The 19,388-nt window shown below is 63.8% G+C and carries 13 protein-coding genes and 1 pseudogene; 6 read left to right on the top strand and 8 right to left on the bottom strand.

Annotation, left to right across the window (positions count from 1 at the left end; all coding sequences use genetic code 11):
* Both BM436_RS37770 and BM436_RS36965 read right to left on the bottom strand, forming a co-directional pair.
* The coding region (locus tag BM436_RS37770) for a DDE-type integrase/transposase/recombinase (RefSeq protein ID WP_229489487.1) at window positions 1-608 on the bottom strand (608 nt) is incomplete at its 3' end.
* A 135-nt stretch (window positions 609-743) separates the two neighbouring features.
* Window positions 744-1,040: pseudogene (locus BM436_RS36965) on the bottom strand (transposase); the annotation flags it as partial.
* Window positions 1,041-1,917: 877 nt separating this feature from the next.
* On the opposite strand from BM436_RS36965, the gene BM436_RS06950 reads away from it, so the two are divergent.
* Together BM436_RS06950 and BM436_RS06945 are read left to right on the top strand one after the other, a co-directional pair.
* Entirely contained in the window at window positions 1,918-3,393 is a 1,476-nt protein-coding gene (locus tag BM436_RS06950; protein WP_093554761.1) for an ATPase domain-containing protein, read from the top strand.
* 6 nt (window positions 3,394-3,399) lie between these two features.
* The gene (locus BM436_RS06945; RefSeq protein WP_093554760.1) at window positions 3,400-6,450 is read left to right on the top strand and encodes an EAL domain-containing protein; all 3,051 of its coding nucleotides are present in this window, start codon (window positions 3,400-3,402) and stop codon (window positions 6,448-6,450) included.
* Window positions 6,451-6,502: 52 nt separating this feature from the next.
* Here the strand turns inward: BM436_RS06945 and BM436_RS06940 are convergent, their stop codons facing one another.
* On the bottom strand, window positions 6,503-7,252 hold the full coding sequence (locus tag BM436_RS06940; protein ID WP_093554759.1) for a GGDEF domain-containing response regulator: 750 nt from the start codon (window positions 7,250-7,252) through the stop codon (window positions 6,503-6,505).
* Between the two features lie 377 nt (window positions 7,253-7,629).
* Between BM436_RS06940 and BM436_RS36960 the strand changes: the two genes are divergently transcribed.
* The 3 genes from BM436_RS36960 (at window position 7,630) to BM436_RS06925 (ending at window position 10,927) form a co-directional block, all read left to right on the top strand.
* Window positions 7,630-7,887, top strand: a complete 258-nt coding sequence (locus BM436_RS36960) for a LysR family transcriptional regulator (protein ID WP_177307019.1) — start codon at window positions 7,630-7,632, stop codon at window positions 7,885-7,887.
* Between the two features lie 12 nt (window positions 7,888-7,899).
* Window positions 7,900-9,006, top strand: coding sequence for a family 43 glycosylhydrolase (locus tag BM436_RS06930; RefSeq protein ID WP_093554757.1), 1,107 nt, complete (start codon window positions 7,900-7,902; stop codon window positions 9,004-9,006).
* 205 nt (window positions 9,007-9,211) lie between these two features.
* Window positions 9,212-10,927 carry a PQQ-dependent sugar dehydrogenase gene (locus BM436_RS06925; RefSeq protein WP_093554756.1) on the top strand — a complete coding sequence of 572 codons (1,716 nt, stop codon included), beginning with the start codon at window positions 9,212-9,214 and terminating at the stop codon, window positions 10,925-10,927.
* 124 nt (window positions 10,928-11,051) lie between these two features.
* Here the strand turns inward: BM436_RS06925 and BM436_RS06920 are convergent, their stop codons facing one another.
* The 3 genes from BM436_RS06920 to BM436_RS06910 are packed head-to-tail and all read right to left on the bottom strand — an operon-like array spanning window position 11,052 to window position 14,061.
* Window positions 11,052-11,756 carry a fumarylacetoacetate hydrolase family protein gene (locus BM436_RS06920; RefSeq protein WP_093554755.1) on the bottom strand — a complete coding sequence of 235 codons (705 nt, stop codon included), beginning with the start codon at window positions 11,754-11,756 and terminating at the stop codon, window positions 11,052-11,054.
* A gap of 29 nt (window positions 11,757-11,785) precedes the next feature.
* The gene (gene gtdA, locus BM436_RS06915) at window positions 11,786-12,844 is read right to left on the bottom strand and encodes a gentisate 1,2-dioxygenase (protein WP_093554790.1); all 1,059 of its coding nucleotides are present in this window, start codon (window positions 12,842-12,844) and stop codon (window positions 11,786-11,788) included.
* Between the two features lie 14 nt (window positions 12,845-12,858).
* Entirely contained in the window at window positions 12,859-14,061 is a 1,203-nt protein-coding gene (locus BM436_RS06910) for a 3-hydroxybenzoate 6-monooxygenase (RefSeq protein ID WP_093554754.1), read from the bottom strand.
* Between the two features lie 107 nt (window positions 14,062-14,168).
* Between BM436_RS06910 and BM436_RS06905 the strand changes: the two genes are divergently transcribed.
* Window positions 14,169-15,062 carry a LysR family transcriptional regulator gene (locus tag BM436_RS06905; protein ID WP_093554753.1) on the top strand — a complete coding sequence of 298 codons (894 nt, stop codon included), beginning with the start codon at window positions 14,169-14,171 and terminating at the stop codon, window positions 15,060-15,062.
* 36 nt (window positions 15,063-15,098) lie between these two features.
* On the opposite strand, the gene BM436_RS06900 is transcribed toward BM436_RS06905, so the two are convergent.
* Both BM436_RS06900 and BM436_RS06895 read right to left on the bottom strand, forming a co-directional pair.
* The gene (locus BM436_RS06900) at window positions 15,099-18,269 is read right to left on the bottom strand and encodes an efflux RND transporter permease subunit (RefSeq protein WP_093554752.1); all 3,171 of its coding nucleotides are present in this window, start codon (window positions 18,267-18,269) and stop codon (window positions 15,099-15,101) included.
* A complete protein-coding gene (locus tag BM436_RS06895; protein WP_093554751.1) occupies window positions 18,266-19,372 on the bottom strand; it encodes an efflux RND transporter periplasmic adaptor subunit in 1,107 nt (368 codons plus the stop codon). Before BM436_RS06895 ends, BM436_RS06900 begins: the two co-directional genes overlap by 4 nt.
* Window positions 19,373-19,388 lie beyond the last annotated feature (16 nt).

Genomic DNA, 19,388 nt, shown 5'->3' with positions numbered 1-19,388 from the left:
CGTTCACGCACAAGAAGGTCATCGTCATCCGCAATGCCTACCATCTCAAGACCCGTTTCGTTCGTTTGCGCGAGCGCGGCATGTTGACCGCCAACGAGCTCGCCGCTCAACTCGCCGTTTGCCCGACAACGATATACCTGTGGGGGCAAAATGGATTCCTGCGCCAGCATCGTTACGGCAATCAGCATCGTTGCCTGTTCGAACCGCTTGGCGACGTCGTCCTCGTCAAGGGACAGGGTGGGCGTTACAGTCCGACCGCCCCGACATTTATCGCCGTTCAACCAACCACACAAGGTGCAATATGAAGCCCACTCCTTCTGCCGCGGACAGTGTGGCGTGATGAATTCCTGGCGAAGGCCATAGCCACGCACCAGTGCCGTGAAGCCGCGGCTGGTGAAAACCAATCCATTGTCGCTGCGCGGCAGGAACGGCGCCGGCACGCGGCCCAGCGTGCCAAAGCGGGCAATCAGGGCATGTTCCAGGGCGCTCGATGCCGTACAGGCTTTACCGCTACGCGACAGGTGCCAGCCCAGCAGTTCACGGGTATGGCAATCGATCACCAAAGCCAAGGTCGCCCAGCCATCCTTGCCGGCCCAGATCTTGCACATGTCCGTGGACCAGCGTTCATTGGGCGCCTGCGCCACCGAGGGCAGTGCCTGGATGCGCGGCCGGAAGCCGATGGCGCGTTTGCGCACCTGCCAGCCCTTGAGTTGGAAAATGCGTTGGACAGTGTTCTTGTTCATGCCCAGTAAGTGATGCAGCTTTTTTCGTACCCCCGGCTCCAGCATTGCTTCGCCGTAGGCTTCCTGCAGTTCCTTGATCTGGCGCTCGTACTGCTCGCGCACATCGAGCGGATTGGCGCGCAGCGCGTTCTCCATCCCGCGCTTGCCGTCGTCAACCCAGGCCTCGACCTCGGACGGCGCCAAGTCGTAGGCACGGCTCGCTTCCGCGACCGTCGTCTTACCTTGGATGATTTCCAGCACCAGGGCGCTCTTGCGCTTGGCCGTCCAGCGTTTCGTACTCACTGATAATTTCCTCAATTATGACGTGAGCAGGAATTCAGTGGGTCGCTACAGTGGTTCGGAGTTAGCTCTGCAACCAGTCGGTGCAAGCGGTGTTGCGAGCGGTGTTTCCCGAAACGCTTGATATTCAAGGGACGGCCTGCAAAGCCTTTGGGGACAGTGGAGTTGCTTACGTCTCACCGCCATCCTTGTTGGACTGGAATCATGATCACACGAGGGTTTATTTTTTAATGCCAGAGCAAGTTCTTTGGCGCCGTAGCGGGGCCTACGGCCCGGCCCACATAGCATGTAGAGCGGGCCGAGCCCGAAGTTCAATACTTGCATCATGAAATCATGGCAGGGATACATTGCCGCCCTGCCGCACTGGTAGGCCCATCAAGAAAGCGAATATCGTTCATGCTGATTCTTGTAACACCATGAATCCTGATCATCATTCCGGTAGGGAAAACGGCGATCTGAAATGGCGCGTCAGTGCTTGCAAAATATGAAATCTTCATATTTCGACTGCTTGATGTTGCATGGTAACAACGTAGGAATTCCTTTCCTCGATAAAAAAATAATATGCACGTGAAGCAATTACTTTTTTATTAGAAACAGTGTACCTTGTAGGTGCTCAGCCAGCCCAAACTCCCCGCTGCAAGTCCTGAGCAAAAATATCGGCCAAAATTGTCGCCTCATTCCCGCGACAGCTTAACGATGCAGCCGATTAACAACGATTGTAAATATTGAATGATCAAACTTGTAACAGTGTGTGGCATATGTTAAACATTGGGCAATTTGTTTTTATTCTCGTTGGGACGGCATTTTTTTTATTGCAAACGTCGCGCGCCCCGAGAATCCACACGCCATTCGGAGGGTACCCAGCCATATGTCCAAATGAAGTGAAGGAAATAGCATGCATACCAATATTCCGACCGCGCGGGTTTCAACGGGAGTCCCGGGCTGCGATGACATCTTGGGCGGCGGATTAGTTGCAGGCCATGCATATTTGCTTGCCGGAACGCCTGGAGCGGGGAAAACAATTTTTTCTTTGCAGTGGTTGCGCGATGGATTGCGTCGCGGAGAAAAATGCATGTACATCACCTTGTGTGAACCCGGCGATTCGATCGTCAAAAATGTGGCCGCGTTTGGTTGGAATATGAACGAGGTCGATATCGTCGACCTTTCACCCAGCGGTGAGGCGCTCGGGGAAAATTCGGGCGATTACCATATGTTTCCCCCCAGCGAAGTCGAGAGTGTGCCGGTCTGGAACGCGATCTACCAGGCGGTCCGCGCGAAGTCGCCTCATCGGCTTGTGATCGACTCGGTCACGCAACTCCGCTATCTTGCGACTGATGAGTATCAGTTTCGTAAAAATATTCTCGGCCTGGTCAATTTTCTGGACAAGGCGAACATCACTTCCTTCCTCGTCTTTGAGCCTACTGAGATGGATCGGGATACTGCCGTGGCACTTGCGGCCGATGGCGTCATCCGTCTGCGTTTTGAGATTTCTCCGGCCTTGGCGATCGGATTGCGCAGCATTCAAGTCGATAAGATGCGCGGTTCGGACTTCATGTCGGGACGGCATCCGTTTCGCATCTCTCAAGGTGGTTTTAGTGTGTTCCCGCATCGCATTGAAGGCGCCGGCTTGCGCCCCCCTGGCGAAAGTATATTCTCGTCGGGCATCGAGGCGATGGACTCGCTGCTTGGCGGAGGATTGGAGTCCGGAACGACCACGCTGCTCACCGGCCCCACCGGGACGGGAAAAAGCACCTTGGGTACCCAATTTCTGGCGCATCACGCCGCCACCGGCCGCGCAATCTTGTTCACCTTCGAAGAGCCTCCCAGTTTTATTATTGCCCGCAGTCGAGGATTGGGCAAACCCGTCGATATGATCGTGGATTCGGGAATGCTGAAGATCATCCGCATTAATCCGCTGGAACTATATCCAGATGAGTTTCTGGCGATGGTCCGCCACGCAGTGGAAGTCGACGGGTGCACCATGGTGATGATCGACAGCCTGCGCGGGTATCAGTTCGCGATGGAGGAGTTCGGCAAGCCGCAGGCCCACATTCATAATCTTGTCAGCTATCTCTCCCGCCTGGGCGTCACCACCATTTTAATCAATGAAGTCGAACACATCACCAGCACCAGCTTGAAGGCGACCGATCTGGGGGGCAGCCACCTGGCCGATAATATCGTGCTGCTGCGCTATGCGGAATACGCGGGAAAAGTCATCAAGATTGTCGGCTGCCTCAAGAAACGGGTAGGCAATTTCGAGCCCGAGCTGAGACAAATTCGGGTCGATGAATCCGGAATCCATGTCAGCGAGAAGTTGGAGCACTTGCGCGGCATTCTCACTGGAATTCCTGCGTCCACCAAAGATATGTAGGCCGCCATGAATCGTTTGCCCAAAGTTGCAGTGATTGGTCTGCTGATCGCAAATCGGCCGGATGAGCAACTGCTCGCCGAACTTTTGCGCCAGACCGGCTATTCCGTTGTCGTATTGACTCCGGCCGGCCTTGAGGAAGGTGAGCCCGCGGCATCATTGATCATCGTCGACGAATCATCAGCGCGCCGCCACGATGTTCAGCTGTCAGCCCTGCGGCAGCGGCAAAGGCCATTATATGTGCCGATGCTGTTGGCGCTGCCTGGAAAGGCGCGCGCCACGGCATGGCTGCGCGCGGGATTCGACGATGTCCTGCGGCTTCCCCTTCAAAAGGATGACTTGTTGGCGAGGCTCGAAGCGTTTCTGCGCCTCCGGCAGCATTCGGAAGACATGCTCAACGAAAGCACGCAGCGCTTTCACGCGACGTTTGACCTGGCGCCGGTCGGTATCGTGCACATGGCGCTGGACGGGCAGTTTTTGCTATTCAATGCGCAATTTCGCGACATGCTCGGCTACGGCGACGATGAGATCTCAAGTTTGACGATTCACCAGATAGCCCATCCGGACGAAGGTGCTGATTTCGGGCCGACCATCGCCCGCCTGCTCGCCGGACCTGAGGCCTTTTCACATCGTTGCGACAGGCGATATCGCTGTCAGGATGGCGATTTTATCTGGACATCCGTGGCCATCTCATTGGTACGTGATGGCCGGCAATCTCCCAAGCACCTGATCGCGGTCATCGAAAACATAACAGCGCGCAAGCAAATGGAACACGCATTGCGACAGTCGGAACGCTTCATGAAATCGACGATCGACGCGCTGTCACAGCACATCTGCGTGACTGATGAGGATGGGACTATTCTGACGGTGAACAAGGCCTGGCAGGAATTCGCGCTTGAGAACGGTGTCCTGCTGGGTGCCGCATGGGAAAGGAAAAACTACCTTGCCATACATGAACAGGCGGCCGACATGGGGACGCACGACGCGGGCGTATTAGCGGCCGGCCTGAGAGAGGTGGCGTGCGGCGTGCGCGACGAGTTCAACATGGGGTATCGACGCAATTCGCCCACCGCGCAACGCTGGTTTACCGTGAGGGTAACGCGGTTTCCAGCCGGGGGCGCCACGCGTCTGGTCATCGCACACGAGGACGTTACGCAAACCAGGCAAGCGGAAAACGAACTGCAATATCTGGTCCACCATGACAAACTGACCGGTCTGCCCAACCGTTCCCTCTTGCAGGACCGGCTGCGCCAGGCGATTGTCCACGCGGACCGCTATGGGTATCGGGTGTGGGTGATCTTTATCGATCTTGATCGCTTCAAACTGGTTAACGACACGCTTGGCCACAAGGCGGGCGATTGCCTCCTCAATACGATCGCGACGCGGCTGAAACTGGTGTTGCGCGGGACCGATACGGCTGCGCGGTTCGGAGGTGACGAGTTCGTCTTGATCCTGTCGGAGTGTTTCGAGGAAGGGCTCGCACCCAGTATCTTGCATCGTGTCATGTCCACTATCGCCGAGCCAGTCGTCATCGAGGAGCAGGAGTTTTTCTTGTCGTGCAGCATGGGCATCGCCGTTTATCCGAACGACGCCGCGGACCCGGAGACTCTGGTTGACCACGCGGATAGAGCGATGTACCGGGCCAAGGAGCTAGGCCGCAATTCCTATCAGTTTTACGCGGCGGCGATGAACGAGTTTTCCTTGGAGCGCCTACGGCTGGAAAAGCATCTGCGCAATGCGCTTGAACGCGACGAATTCATACTTCACTACCAGCCGCAGGTGGATTTGACGACAGGCGAGATCGTCGGCATGGAGGCGCTGATTCGATGGCAGCATCCGGAGCTTGGCATGGTTCCGCCCGATCAATTCATAGGACTCGCGGAGGAAACAGGATTGATCGTTCCGATTGGTGCGTGGGTGATGCGAACCGCATGCGCGCAGAACAAGGCGTGGCAGCGTTCCGGCTTGGGAAATTTACGCATCGCCGTGAACTTGTCGGCTCGGCAGTTTGCCCAGGAAAACCTGGTGGAGTCGGTTGCCTCGGTCCTTGCGGAAACCGGACTGGCACCCCAGCTTTTGGATATCGAGATCACCGAATCGATCGTCATGACCGATGTGGAGGAGGCAGTCAACACGCTGAACGCGTTCAAGGCGCTTGGTGTAAAGCTGTCCATTGATGACTTTGGCACCGGTTACTCGAGCCTATCGTATCTCCAGCGTTTTCCAATCGACGTGCTCAAGATCGACCGGTCCTTCGTGGCCGATATCACCGAGGGTGCCGACAAAGGGGCGATCGCGAACGCGATCATCGCAATGGCGCACAACCTGGGCATCGATGTGATTGCCGAGGGCGTCGAAACCGAAGCCCAATGCGACACGCTCAGCCAGAACATGTGTGATCAGATCCAGGGATATTGGTTCTCCCGGCCGGTTGCGGCCGAAACGATCGAAACCATGCTGCAAGAGAAAAAAACACTGCCTGCGAATCTCTTGCGCCTGCGTGCGCCGCAGCGCACTCTGCTGATCGTGGACGACGAACGGAATGTTGGATTGGCACTGAGACGCGCGTTGCGCTCCACGGGTATCAGGATTCTCATGGCAAGGAGCGGCCGCGAAGGCCTGGAACTGTTGGCCGAAAACCGGGTCGATGTTATCCTGGCGGACCAGCGCATGCCAGGTATGACAGGTGTGGAGTTTCTGCGTACCGCCAAGCAAAAATATCCTGACACGATGCGCATTGTATTGTCGGGATACACCGAGTTACAGTCGATCACCGATGCGGTCAATGCGGGCGCGGTTTACCGGTTTTTAACCAAACCGTGGGAGGATGATCAGTTGCGCAAACATTTGGAAGAAGCGTTCGCGCACAAGGAAATGGTAGACGAGAACCGCCGGCTTAATCTCATCGTGCAGACAGCGAACAAGGATCTGGCTGCAAGCAATCGCCAGCTGCGCAATATCGTGGCCCAGAAACAAGGTCTGGGTGGACAGCCGCTGGCAATCGGACAGCGCATGGAGCGCGAGGACGCCAGCGAGGTCGCTACCGATGATCGCCAGTAGAAACGATCGCGCTCCATCGACGTATTGAAAGCGTGATCGGCGGGCTAGCCGCTCACGCTGCCAAGAAAACGCGATTGCGGCCTTCATTCTTGGCGACATATAAAGCGCGGTCCGCCAGTTGGATCAGGTCGCCATATGTCGATCTCATGCCCTCGCTTAGCACGGCGAGGCCGATACTGACCGATGCGTGAATCGCTCCAAAGTCGGTCGCGATCGGTTCGGCGCACACGTTTTTCCTGATCCGTTCGGCGATTTCAAGCGCGCTATTCGCCTCGCAGCCAGGCAGGACAACCATCAGTTCTTCGCCGCCGTACCGGCCCAGGGAATCGTAGGGTCTGAGCACCTGGCCCATGCGCCGCGCCACCTCGCGCAGAACGATATCACCTGCCGTATGGCCGTGAACGTCGTTGACTTGCTTGAAATGATCGAGATCCGCGAAAGCCAGGGTCAGCCCCCCGTGGTCGCGCTGCTGGCGCGCTACGGCTTTATCGAGGATGTCGATAATCGCGCCGCGATTGTAGATGCCGGTGAGCGCATCGTAGATGGCTTTCTGCCGCAACAGTTGCTCCAGCTCGCAAATGCGCTTTCCGGCACGGACACGCGCCTCGAGTTCTCCCGGGTGGAAGGGTTTGCCGATGAAGTCGTCGGCGCCCGCATTCATTGCCTCGACAGCGAATTCGGTTTCGGAGCGCGAAGTCAGCATGATGAGATAGGTGTAGCTGTCTTTGCGGTTCGTGCGAATTGCGCGGCAAAGATCAATTCCATCGATCCCTGGCATCATCCAGTCCAGAATTGCAAGCATGGGTGGATCGATCCCGAACAGGACGTCGTGGGCATGTTGCCCGCGACGTTTCGCAGCACATGCCTGTCGATTGGTGTGAACTAGTTTAGACAGACTATAGATAAAGTCCGAAGGAATAATCACCAATCATCACAATGACGAAAATAAGCGGACTTGTTGCAGATACACTACGTGGACAGTGTTGTCGTTTGTCTCGTGTGCGTGGCGCAGCCACGTCTTTATCGCGTGCGAACCGCTTAGCCGAGTTGGCCGCGCAGCGCCCACCCTACAATGGGATATATGTCTGCCCACGCCGGAACGCGTGGCGCTGGCCCGCTTCGAGCTGAAATGGGTCATCGGCCTGATCGCCAACCTGCCCGACCGCTGCAAGGAAGTGGATGGCCTCCAGGCTGCTCGGCGACCTGGGGCGGGCACTGGGCGGCCGGCTTTTCGAGCGCACGGCGCGCGGGCTTGCGCCAACGGGCACCGGCGAGGTGTTAATCCGCCGCGCAGGCGCCGCCCTGGCGCAGATGGATGGCGCGCTGCGGGAAATTTCCGTAGTATCGCCTGGGCCGGTATGGGATTCCCACGCGCAAGGGGGAGGCGTCCGGCCACCCGGCGTTGAATCGACGGCCGCGCGCTGGCGGCACTATTAAAAGGAGACGCTCATGAAATCAAGGATCTCGACGTGCGCGAAGGCCGCGCTGCTGTGCGTGGCGCTGCTGTCGGCCCAGGCCCAAGCCCAAGCCCAGGCCCAGGCCCAGGCCCAGGCCCAGGCCCAGGCCCAGGCCCAGGCCCAGGCCCAGGCCCAGGCCCGCGTCGCGGCGCCGGCCATCCGGCCCGGCGAGCTCTGGCGCGACGACCGCGGCGAGCATATCAACGCGCACGGTGGCGGCATCCTCAAGCTGGGCGACACGTGGTACTGGTTCGGCGAATACCGCCCCAAGGACGCCGTGCCCGGCAGGCGCTATGTTTCCTGCTATTCGTCCACCGACCTGGTGAACTGGACCTTCCGCGGCCTTCCGGTCGACATGGGGCCGCCCGGGGGCATCGGCGCCAACTGGGTGCTCGAGCGGCCCAAGGTCTTCCACAACGCCAAGACCGGCAAGTTCGTCATGTACATGCACATCGACGGGCCGCTCGATCCGAACGAGACCAACCCCCGCATGGCCTACCAGCTGGCCAGGGTGGGCGTGGCCGTGGCCGACAACGTCGCCGGGCCCTACACCTATCTCCGCTCCTTCCGTCCGCTCGGGCAGGAAAGCCGCGACATCGGCCAGTTCGTCGACGACGACGGCAGCGCCTACCTGATCTTCGAAAGCCGGCCGACCAAGGGCTTCTTCATCGCCAAACTGTCGGACGACTATCTCGACGTCGCCGAGCGCACCGCCTTCATCGGGGCCCCCATCGAGGGCGGCGCGCTGGTGCGCCACGACGGCCTGTATTACCTGCTCGGCTCGGCGCTCACCGGCTGGGCGCCGAACCCGAACCAGTACGCCACCGCGAAAGACCTCAAAGGACCGTGGAGCGGATTCAAGGACATCGCCCCGCCCGAGACCAAGACCTACGGCGCCCAATCCACGCTGCTGTTGAAGGTCGCCGGCACCGAGCGGACGACCGTCATCTTCATGGGCGACCAGTGGCGGCCCACCGCCCAGTGGGACAGCCGCTACCTGTGGATGCCCATGGAGATCGGCGACGGCCGGCTCTGGCTCCCCCGGCCCACGGAGTGGTCGATCGACGTGAAGACCGGCGCCGTGCGGCTCGGCCCCTGACGCGCGCGATACGCGGCCGCCCGCATTGCTCAACATGTTGATTGTTGGGACTTTGCGCGCGCGACGCCCCAGGAATTGGTGCTGCTCGCCGGCCTGCGCGCCGGTGTGCTGGCCCGGCGCCGGCCGCATCGCAAACAATCAGCTTTGTGATCCGGCGGCGGCGCCGTTTCAGGGATAATCCCCTGATCATCAAAGCGCGCCCGCCATGAAAAACCACCGCTCACGTCTGCTGCTCTCGTTCGCCATAGTCACACTCCCGCTCGCCGCCGACGCGGCGCCGCCCGATGGCGCCCGGCTGTTCGCCGCCAACTGCGCGATGTGCCACAGCGTGACGCCGGACCTTCAGCCGCTCGCCGGGCCGGGTTTGTTCAAGCTGCTGGGCCGGCGCATCGCCGGCGCCCCGGGCTACGGCTATTCGGCGGCGCTGGCCTCCGCCGGGGGCGGTGGACGCAACTGGAGTGAAAGCGAGCTCGATCGGTTTCTGCTCGATCCGGCCGCCCATACGCCCGGCACCACGATGCCCGTGAGCGTGCCGGATCCGGCCGAGCGCGCGGCGCTGATCGCCCACCTGAAGACGTTCGAGGGTCAGGCGGCGGCGCCCGCAGCCGCCATCCCGCCCCCCGCGCCGGCGGCGGCCGGCGGCGAGCACTGGAGCGCGGACCGGCCAGGGCGCGTCCACGAGGTGCGCGCGGACCGGCTTGCGGCGCCGTTCGCCACGCCCAGCGCGGGCAACAGTCCGCGGACGGTGCCGCGCCCGAGGGACGCCGTGCCCGCCGTGCCGGCCGGTTTCAAGGTGAACCTGTGGGCGACCGATCCGGACAAGGGGCGGCTGCTGGTCAAGGCCCCCAACGGCGACCTTTTCATGTCGTCGATGTCGAAGCGGCTGATCAAGGTGTTCCGTTCCTCGACGGGCGAGCGGGCGGACACGGTCAGCGTGTTCGCCTCCGGCCTGAATCGTCCGTTCGGCTTCGCGTTCTGGCCGGTCGGGCCAAACCCGCGATACCTGTACGTCGCCTACGTCAATTCCATCGTGCGCTTCCCGTACAAGAACGGCGACCTGGTGGCCGGCGCCGAGCCGGAAGTCGTGGTGCCGTCGCTGGTCGCCGCGCCGGGTTCGCACACCACCCGCACGCTCGTGTTCTCGGCCGACGGCAAGACCATGCACGTGTCGATCGGCTCGGCGTCCAATATCGGCGAGCAGATTGGCCCGCGCCCGGCGGAACCGCTGGCGGACTGGGAGGCGAAGCACGGGCTGGGCGGCGCCTGGGGCGACGAGACCGACCGCGGCGTGGTCCTCAGCTTCGATCCGGACGGCGGCAACCGCCGCACCCATGCCACCGGCTTACGCAACTGCGTGGGCATGTATCGCCACCCCGGCACCGGCGACCTGTTCTGCAGCGTCAACGAGCGCGACTTGTTGGGCGACAACCTGCCGCCCGACTACCTGACCCGCGTACCGCGCGGCGCCTTTTTCGGTTGGCCGTGGTACTACATCGGCGCCAACGAGGAGCCGCGCCTGCAGGGCGTGCGCCCGGACCTGAGGGACAAGGTCCGCCAGCCCGACCTGCTGGTGACGGCCCATTCCGCGCCGCTGGGCATGGTGGTGTACGAGGCCGGCCCCGGCCCCGGCGCCGGCAGCCGCTTCCCGGCGGAGTACCACGGCGACATGTTCCTGGCGCTGCACGGTTCCTGGAACCGCGCCACCCGCACCGGCTCCAAGGTGGTGCGCGTGTTCATGAAGAACGGCGTGCCGACCGGTTCCTACCAGGACTTCGCGACCGGCTTCGTGGTCAGCGACCGCGAGGTGTGGGGCCGGCCGTCCTCGGTGGCGGTGCAGGACGACGGTTCGCTGCTGGTGGTCGACGACGTGACCGGCGAAATCTGGCGCGTCGCGCCGGCCCGGGCCGAAGCCGCGCGGTGAACACATCCTGACTCGATGGCGCCGGCCGGGTCGATACGGTGGCGGGCTAGAGCTTGAGCGCGATGCGCACACGGTGGGACGCGGAGCCGCGGTAACAGGTGTGCGGTTTCATCGCGCCGGGCGCTTACACGACGTTGACGGTGATCGGCGTCAGGCCATCGATGTGCGCGACCATCGTGTCGCCCCGGACCACGGCGCCCACGCCCTCGGGCGTGCCGGTCATGATCAGGTCCCCCGGCTGCAGCGCGAACAGCGTGGACAACTGCGCGATGGTCTCGCTGACGCTCCAGATCAGGTGGCTCAGGTCGCTGCCTTGCACCGGATTGCCGTCCACGGTCAGCACGATCGCCCCGCTGTTGATCTCGCCGCTGTCGGCCAGCCGCGTGATCGGACCGATGGGCGCGGAGAAGTCGAACGCCTTGCCGATTTCCCACGGGCGGCCCTGTTCGCGCATGCGCATTTGCAGATCGCGGCGCGTCATGTCCAGGCCGACGGCATAGCCGAAGATGTGTTGCGCGGCGTCCTCCACCGCGATGTCGGCCCCGCCTTTGCCGATCGCCACCACCAGCTCGATCTCGTGGTGGTAGTTTTCAGTGCGGGAAGGGTAGGGCAGTTCCACCGTGGCCCCAGCCGCAACGGGAACGATGGATTGCGCGTCGTTCGGCTTGCAGAAGAAGAAGGGTGGCTCGCGCTCGGGATCGAATCCCATTTCGCGCGCATGGGCCGCGTAGTTGCGGCCGACGCAATAGACGCGGCGCACCGGGAAGGCGGCATGCGCGCCGTTGACGGGCAAGCCGACTATCGGCTGCGGCGGGAAGATGAAGTTCATGGTGGGTCTCTCCAAGTGGGTTTGTGGTGTTAATCGGGCAGGAATTCCTCGCGCAGCAGCCCCATGGCTTCCAGCACGGGACGGTCGGAGAACGAGAACAGCACCACGTCTTCCGGCGCGTCGAACGACACGGTGGCCCAGGACGGGACGACAAAGGTGTCGCGTGGCGCAAACGCGAAACGCTGGCCGCCGATGGTGGCGCTGCCATGGCCTTCGACCACGCTGTACACCGTGCCGTCGGTGCCGCGGTGGCGCAGGCCGGAAAAGCCCTTGGGCAGCAGCTGCATGCAGGCGCCGATGGTCGGCATCGGCGCGCCGCCGGTTTGCGGGTTGATGAAGCGCAGCTTCACGCCATGCCATGCGTCGATGTCTTCGTTGCGCGCCAGCGTATGCAGCGCTTCGCGGCTGCGGGCATACGGATAGCTGAACACGGGCGAGCCGAGCTCCTTGCGCTCCTTGTGCACCGTGCGGACCGGCGCCATGTTGTTGCCGTAGGCGGCGAAGCTGTGGCCTTCCGGGCGGACCACGCTTTGGCTGGCCTGGTCGCCGTTCTCGGCAAAGCCGGCGTCGAAGAAACGCACCATGGGAATGTCTAGCCCATCGAGCCACACCACCGGTTCGGCCACGCCGTCGACGCCGGGATTGCCATGGTCGTGCCAGTTCCACGACGGGGTCAGGACGAAGTCGCCCGGGTGCATGGTGGTGCGCTCGCCATTGACCGCCGTGTAGGCGCCTTTGCCGCTGACGATGAAACGCAGCGCCGATTGCGTGTGCCGGTGCGCAGGCGCCACTTCGCCGGGCAGGATCAGTTGCAGACCGGCGTACAGCGACTGGGTGATCGATGAACGGCCCGGCATGGCGGGATTTTCCAGCACCAGCACGCGGCGCACGGCCTCCTCGGCCGTGATCAGTTCGCCCGCGCGCAGCAGGTGGGGCAGGATGTCCTGGTAGCGCCACAGAGCGGCGGCATAAGGTGGCGCCGGCTGTTTTGGCACCAGGTTGTGCAGCGACTCCCACAGCGGGGCCAGACACTGCTCTTGCATGCTTTTGTACAGGTCGCGGCGGGCCTCAAGCAGCTTGGTGTTCATATCGGTCTCCCTGGTCATGTGGCGAGGCAGTTGTCGGCGGTCCAGCCGTACAGCCATTGCAGCGCGTCGTAGAAACCCTCGGCCTTGCGTCCCTTCCAAAGGTCGTTGCGCACCAGGCGCTCGACGCCGGCGGCGTGGTACAGGCGTCCCATTTCGCGGGCCGACAGCACCACCCGGGCGGTGCGGGGAATACGGGACTTTTGATACAGCGCGAAGGCCGCGTCCATGTCGTACTGGCGGTGGCGGATGGCCGCGCCCAGCGTCACGGCATCCTCCAGCGCCATGCAGGCGCCCTGGGCCATGTATTGCAGCATGGGGTGGGCCGCGTCGCCCAGCAGCGTCATGCGCCCCCGGGTCCAGTTGGCCACCGGATCGCGGTCCGCCGTGCTCCAGCGGCGCCAGCTCGACGGCGTTTCCAGCAGCTTGCGCGGCAGCTCGGCGATACCGGTGAAGTAGGAAAGCACCTCCTCCTTGCTGCCATCGCGCACGTCCCATACCTCCGGGTCGCGGCTGTGGAAGGTGACGACCAGGTTGTACTGGTCGCCGCTGCGCAGCGGGTAGTGCACCAGGTGGCAATTGGGACCGGCCCACACGACAGGGGCGTTCCAGCGCAGCTCCTCCGGCATCACCTCGGTCGGCACCACGGCGCGATAGACCACATGGCCGGACACGCGCACGCCGTCGCCGACGATCTGCTCGCGCGCCACGGATTTCACGCCATCGCATCCGATCAGGTAATCGGCGCTGAACGCGCGGCCGTTCGCGTCCGTCACATGGACGCCATGGCCGTCCTGGCGGATGGCGGCGATCCGGCAAGAGGTCACCAGTTCGATATGCGGCGTGTGGCGGACTTGTTCCAGGATGGCGGTGTGAATGTCGGCGCGGTGGATCACGGCATAGGGATTGCCAAAGCGCTCGCGGAACGCCTGTCCCACTTCAAACGTGCCGACTTCCGCGCAGTCGACCGCGTCCATCATCACCAGGCGGTCGGTGAACACGGCGCGGTCGCGAATGGCGGCGCCGACGCCCAGCGCGTCCAGCGCGGCGAAAGCGTTCGGCCCCAGCTGCAGCCCGGCGCCGATCTCGCCCAGCGCGGAGGCCTGTTCGAGCACCGTGACCGGCATGCCCAGGCGCGACAATGACAGCGCGGCGGCCATCCCGCCTATGCCGCCGCCGGCGATCAGCACCGACGGGCGCTTGCTCTCCAGGGGTTTCATTTCGTCTCCATGTGAATTTCAGGTGGAGCCAGTCTGCGCGATTTGCTTTATTTCCGAAATGGATGGAATGAGATTGCTACAATCATGTTTTTAAATAATGGTGCGCCATGGCCCGTTTCGACCTTGAACTACTGCTGATCTTCGACGAGATCTACAAGACCCGCAACGTCACGCGCGCGGCGGCGAATCTTGAGCTGCCGCAATCGACGGTCAGCATCGGGCTGGCGAAACTGCGCGAGCACTTCAACGACCGCCTGTTCAGCCGCACCGCCAAGGGCATGGAGCCGACGCCGCGCGCGCAAGGCGCCATCGGCGACGTCCGCCTGTCGATCCAGGCCTTGCAGCACGCGCTGGCGGACCAGCCGGTGTTCGATCCGGCGGCCAGCCGCCGCGAGTTTCGCATCTGTATGACCGACATCAGTGAAATCGTGCTGCTGCCGCAGTTGCTGAACCACCTCAAAACCGTGGGGCCGGGCATCCGCATCGATATCTCCAAGATTTCGGCGGACAGCCCGGTGGAACTGGCGGACGGCACGGTGGACCTGGCGGTGGGCTTCATGCCGCACCTGGAAGCCGGGTTTTATCAGCAAAAGCTGTTCGACCAGCGCTTCGCCTGCCTGGTGTCGCGGCGGCACCCGCGTGTGAACGACGTGCTGGACGTGGATGCGCTTCGGCGCGAGGGCCATGTGGTGGTGCGCACTTCCGGCACCGGCCACGCGATCGTGGACAAGGTGCTGGCCCGGGAGGGCGTGGAGCGGAATATACAACTGCGGCTGCCGAGCTTTTTGGGCGTGGCGCGCATCGTCGCTGAGACGGAGCTGATCGCCATCGTGCCGCATCGCTACGGGGTGGTCACCGCCGTCAGCGAGGCGATACGGGTGCTGCCGGTGCCGGTCGCGTTGCCGGCGTTCTCGGTCAAACAGCACTGGCACGAGCGCTATCACGCGGACGCCTCCAACCGCTGGCTGCGGCAGGTGATGGCGCGGTTGTTCAGCGAATAGGGCAGGGGCCTGGCATGGGCGCCCCGCCGTCAGGCTTCACTGCGCATCGTTCCCGGCGAGCACCGCATCGGCCTGGTTCTCGGCCCGCCGCCCGGCCGGCGCCGGCGCCGGCGATGGCGTCCGTTCCGCCGGATGGCTCTTTTCAGCCGCGTTGGCCGGGCGGATCTTGAACCAGATGGCGTACATGGCGGGCAGGAACACCAGCGTCAACACGGTGCCGGCGAAGGTGCCGCCGATCAGCGTGTAGGCGAGGGTGCCCCAGAACACGGAATGGGTCAGCGGGATGAAGGCCAGGATCGCCGCCAGCGCGGTCAGCACCACCGGCCGGGCGCGCTGCACGGTGGCCTCGACAACCGCATGGAACGGGTCCAGTCCGGCCTGTTCGTTATGGTGGATTTGCCCGATCAAAATCAGTGTGTTGCGCATCAGGATGCCCGAGAGCGCGATCAGCCCCACCAGCGCGTTGATGCCGAATGGCTGCTGGAACACGATCAGCGTGGGCACCACGCCGATCAGGCCCAGCGGGCTGGTCAGGAAGACCATGACCATCGCCGAGATCGAGCGCACCTGGAAGATGAGTATCAGCAGGGTGACCGCCAGCATGATGGGGAACAGCGGCAGCATCGCCGTGGTCGCCTTGGCCGATTCCTCGATGGCGCCGGCCTGGTCGATACGGTAGCCGGCCGGCAGCTTGTCCATGATGGGCTGGAGTTGCCGGCTCATGGCGCCGGACACGTCCGGCGGCTGCAGGCCGTCGGCGATGTCGCCGCGCACGGTGATGGTCGGCATGCGGTCGCGCCGGCGGATGACGGGCTCCTCCATGCGCACCTCGACCGTGCCCACCTGCGACAGCGGGATGCGCTGGCCGCCGGCGCCGGCCAGCGTGAAGTCCGCGATGCGGTCCGGGTCGAGCCGGAGGCCGCCGGCCGAACGGGCCACGACCTGCACCGTGCGTATGTCTTCGCGCACGGCGGTGAGCGGCACGCCGCTCAGCAGGAATTGCAGTTGCTGCGCCACGGCGCTGGAGGTCAGCCCCACGGCCTGCAAGCGATCCTGCTGCAGGGTGAAGTGCAGCGCTGGCGAGCGCGTGCCCCAGTCGTTGTTCACGGTGCGCATCATCGGGCTGGCATCCATCACGCGCTGGACATCGGCGGCGATGGCGCGCAGCTTGTCCGGGTCCGGCCCGCTGATCCGGTAGGCGACGGGAAACGGCGAGTAGGGACCAAACACCAGCTGCGTGACACGCACGCGCGCCTCGGGGGCGAGGCCGTCGGCGATGGCCTTGCGCAAGCGCGTTTTCAGCGCCTCGCGCTCTTCCTGGCTATCGGTGCGCACCACGATCTTGGCGAACGACGGGTCCGGCAATTCCGGGCCCATGGCCAGGTAGAAGCGCGGCGCGCCCTGGCCGACGTAGGCGGTGACGATCTTCGATTCCGCCTGTTTGGCCAGCCATGCCTCCACCTTGGCCGTGGCGGCGCTGGTCTGGACGATGGAGGTGCCGTAAGGCAGTTGCACCTCGACCAGCACCTCGGGGCGGTCGGAGATCGGGAAGAACTGCTTCTTGACCACGGCCATGCCCAGCACGGCCGCCACGAACAGGCCGACGACCGCGCCGGCGACCAGCCACTTGCGGGTGATGACGCGCGCCAGCACCCGGCGGAAGCGGTGATAGCGGGGCGTGTCGTAGAGCGCGTCGTGGCCGCCGGCGACCTGTTTCAGGTCGGGCAGCAGCTTGACGCCAAGGTAGGGCGTAAACACCACGGCGACCACCCAGGACGCGATCAGCGCGATGCCGACGATCCAGAACATATTGCTGGTGTATTCGCCGGCGGTGGAGCGGGCGAAGCCATTGGGCATGAAGCCGACCGCCGTGACCAGCGTGCCCGACAGCATGGGCGCGGCGGTATGGCTCCAGGCATAGGCGGACGCTGCGACGCGGCTGTAGCCTTCCTCCATTTTCACCACCATCATTTCGATGGCGATGATGGCGTCGTCCACCAGCAGGCCCAGCCCCAGGATCAGGGAGCCCAGGGTGATGCGGTCGAAGTTCTTGCCGGTGGCGGCCATCACCATGAACACCGCGGCCAGCGTCAGCGGCACCGCCGCGGCCACCACGATCCCCACGCGCCAGCCCATGCTGACGAAACACACCAGCATGACCACCAGCAGCGCGGCGAAGAACTTGACCATGAATTCGTCGACCGCCGAACCGATGTTGACGGCCTGGTCCGTGACCTTGCTCAGACCCATGCCCAGCGGCAGGTCCGCGTTGATCGCGCCAACCTCCTGGTCCAGCGCCTTGCCCAGGTCGAGCCCGTTCCAACCGTCGCGCATGACGACGCCGAGCAGCAGGGCGGGCTCGCCGCCGTTGCGGATGATGAACGTGGCCGGGTCTTCATAGCCGCGCTTGACGGTGGCGATGTCCGACAGTTTCAAGGTGCGTCCCTGCGCCACGACAGGCGTGTCGCCGATCTTCTGCAATTCATCGAAAGCGCCGTCCAGGCGGATGAACACCTGCGGCCCCCTGGTTTCCACGGAGCCGGCCGGCGTCAGCGTGTTCTGGCTATTGAGCGCGGCGAACACTTCCTGCGGGCTGACGCCCAGCGTGGCCAGGCGCTCGTGCGAGAACTCGACAAAGATGCGCTCGGGCCGCTCGCCGACGATGTTGACCTTTTTCACGCCCGGCACGCGCAGCAGCCGCTGGCGCAGCGTTTCCGCGTCGCGTACCAGCAGGCGCTGCGGTTCGCCTTTCGCCTTGAGCGCGAACAGGGCGAAGGTCACGTCCGCGTATTCGTCGTTGACCATCGGGCCGATCACGCCGGAGGGCAGGTTGCCCGCCTCGTCGCCGACCTTTTTGCGGGCCTGGTAGAACTGCTCCTGCACTTCCGAAGGCGGCGTGCTGTCCAGCAGGGTCAAGGTCGTGAAGGCCAGCCCGGGCCGCGTGTAGGTCTCGCTGCGGTCGTACCAGCGCAGTTCCTGCAGCCGCTTTTCAAGCTTCTCGGCGACCTGGTCCTGCATTTCCCGGGCCGTGGCGCCGGGCCAGGCGGTCACGACCGTCATGACCTTGACCGTGAAGGCCGGATCTTCCGCCCGTCCCAGTTTGAAGAAGGAAATCAGGCCCGCCAGCGAGATCAGGCAGATCAGGAACAAGGTGACGGAGCGCTCGCGCACGGCGAGCGCCGACAGGTTGAAACGGCCCGCGCTCATGGCGCCGCTCCCGCCGTGGCGGCGGCGTCGCCGGCCACCCGCACCGGCGCGCCTTCGCGCAGCAGGTGCGTGCCCAGCGCGACGATCCGGTCGCCTTGCTTGAGCTGGCCCGCGATGCGGGCGAAGTCGTCGCCCAGCTGCTGTACCGTCACCGGCCGCCAGCTGACCTTGGCCGGCTCGCCCTGGATGAGCCAGACTCCCGGTCCCTTGCCCGCGTCGAACAGCGCGCCGATCGGCACCGACAGGGCGCCAGGCGTGGCGGCTTGCGCGTCCGGAATCCGAATCGTGACGGTGGCGCCCAGCGGCGCGTTGGCCAGTTCGCCATCCAGCACATAGCGCGCCTCGAAGGTGCGCGTGAGCCGGTCGGCCGTGTTCGACAGCTGCCTGAGCCTGGTCGGAACGGCAAGGCCTTCCTTGCCGAACAGCGTGGCCATCCCGCCCGAGCCGACCGCGGGGCGCAGGGTTTCCGGCAATTGAACGAGGGCTTCCCGGTGGCCGGCATGGGCCACGCGCGCCACCACCTGTCCCGCGCCGACCACCTGGCCGGGTTCGGCCAGCGTTTCCATGACGACGCCATCCGCGTCCGCCACCAGTTCCGCGTAGCGGCTGGTGTTGCTGGCGACTTCGGCCTGGGCCTCGGCGGCGCTGAGCTGGGCTTTGGCGGCGTCCGCCGCGGCCCTGGCCTGGTCGTAGGCCGAGGCCGATATCGCGCCGGTGCCCCTCAGGGCGCCGTAGCGGGCTTCGTCCTCCGCCGTTTGCCGAGCCCGCGCCCGGGCGGCCGCCACCGTTTCCCGCTGGGCGTGCGCCGCCAGCTTCAGATCGGTGGGGTCGATGCGCATCAGCGCCTGGCCGCGCTTGACGGTTTGTCCGGCATCGACCAGGCGCTCCAGCACCTTGCCGGGGACCCGAAAGCCCAGGTCGCTTTGAACCCGGGCGGCCACGGTGCCGGTGAACGCGCGCGGCGCGGCGGCCGCGCCCTGGATCGCGGCCGCGCGCACCAGCGGCGCCTCGGTGCGTGGATCGGATGGCCGCTTTTCGCCACAGGCGAGCAAGGCAAGCGGCAAAGCGGCAATGACGGTGGAGAAAACAAGGCGGCGGAGCATGGCAATCCCATAAGAG

The organism is Pseudoduganella namucuonensis (assembly GCF_900116645.1).
GTDB classification, from domain to species: Bacteria; Pseudomonadota; Gammaproteobacteria; order Burkholderiales; family Burkholderiaceae_D; genus Rugamonas; species Rugamonas namucuonensis.
This window is presented reverse-complemented; position numbering and strand designations above follow the sequence as displayed.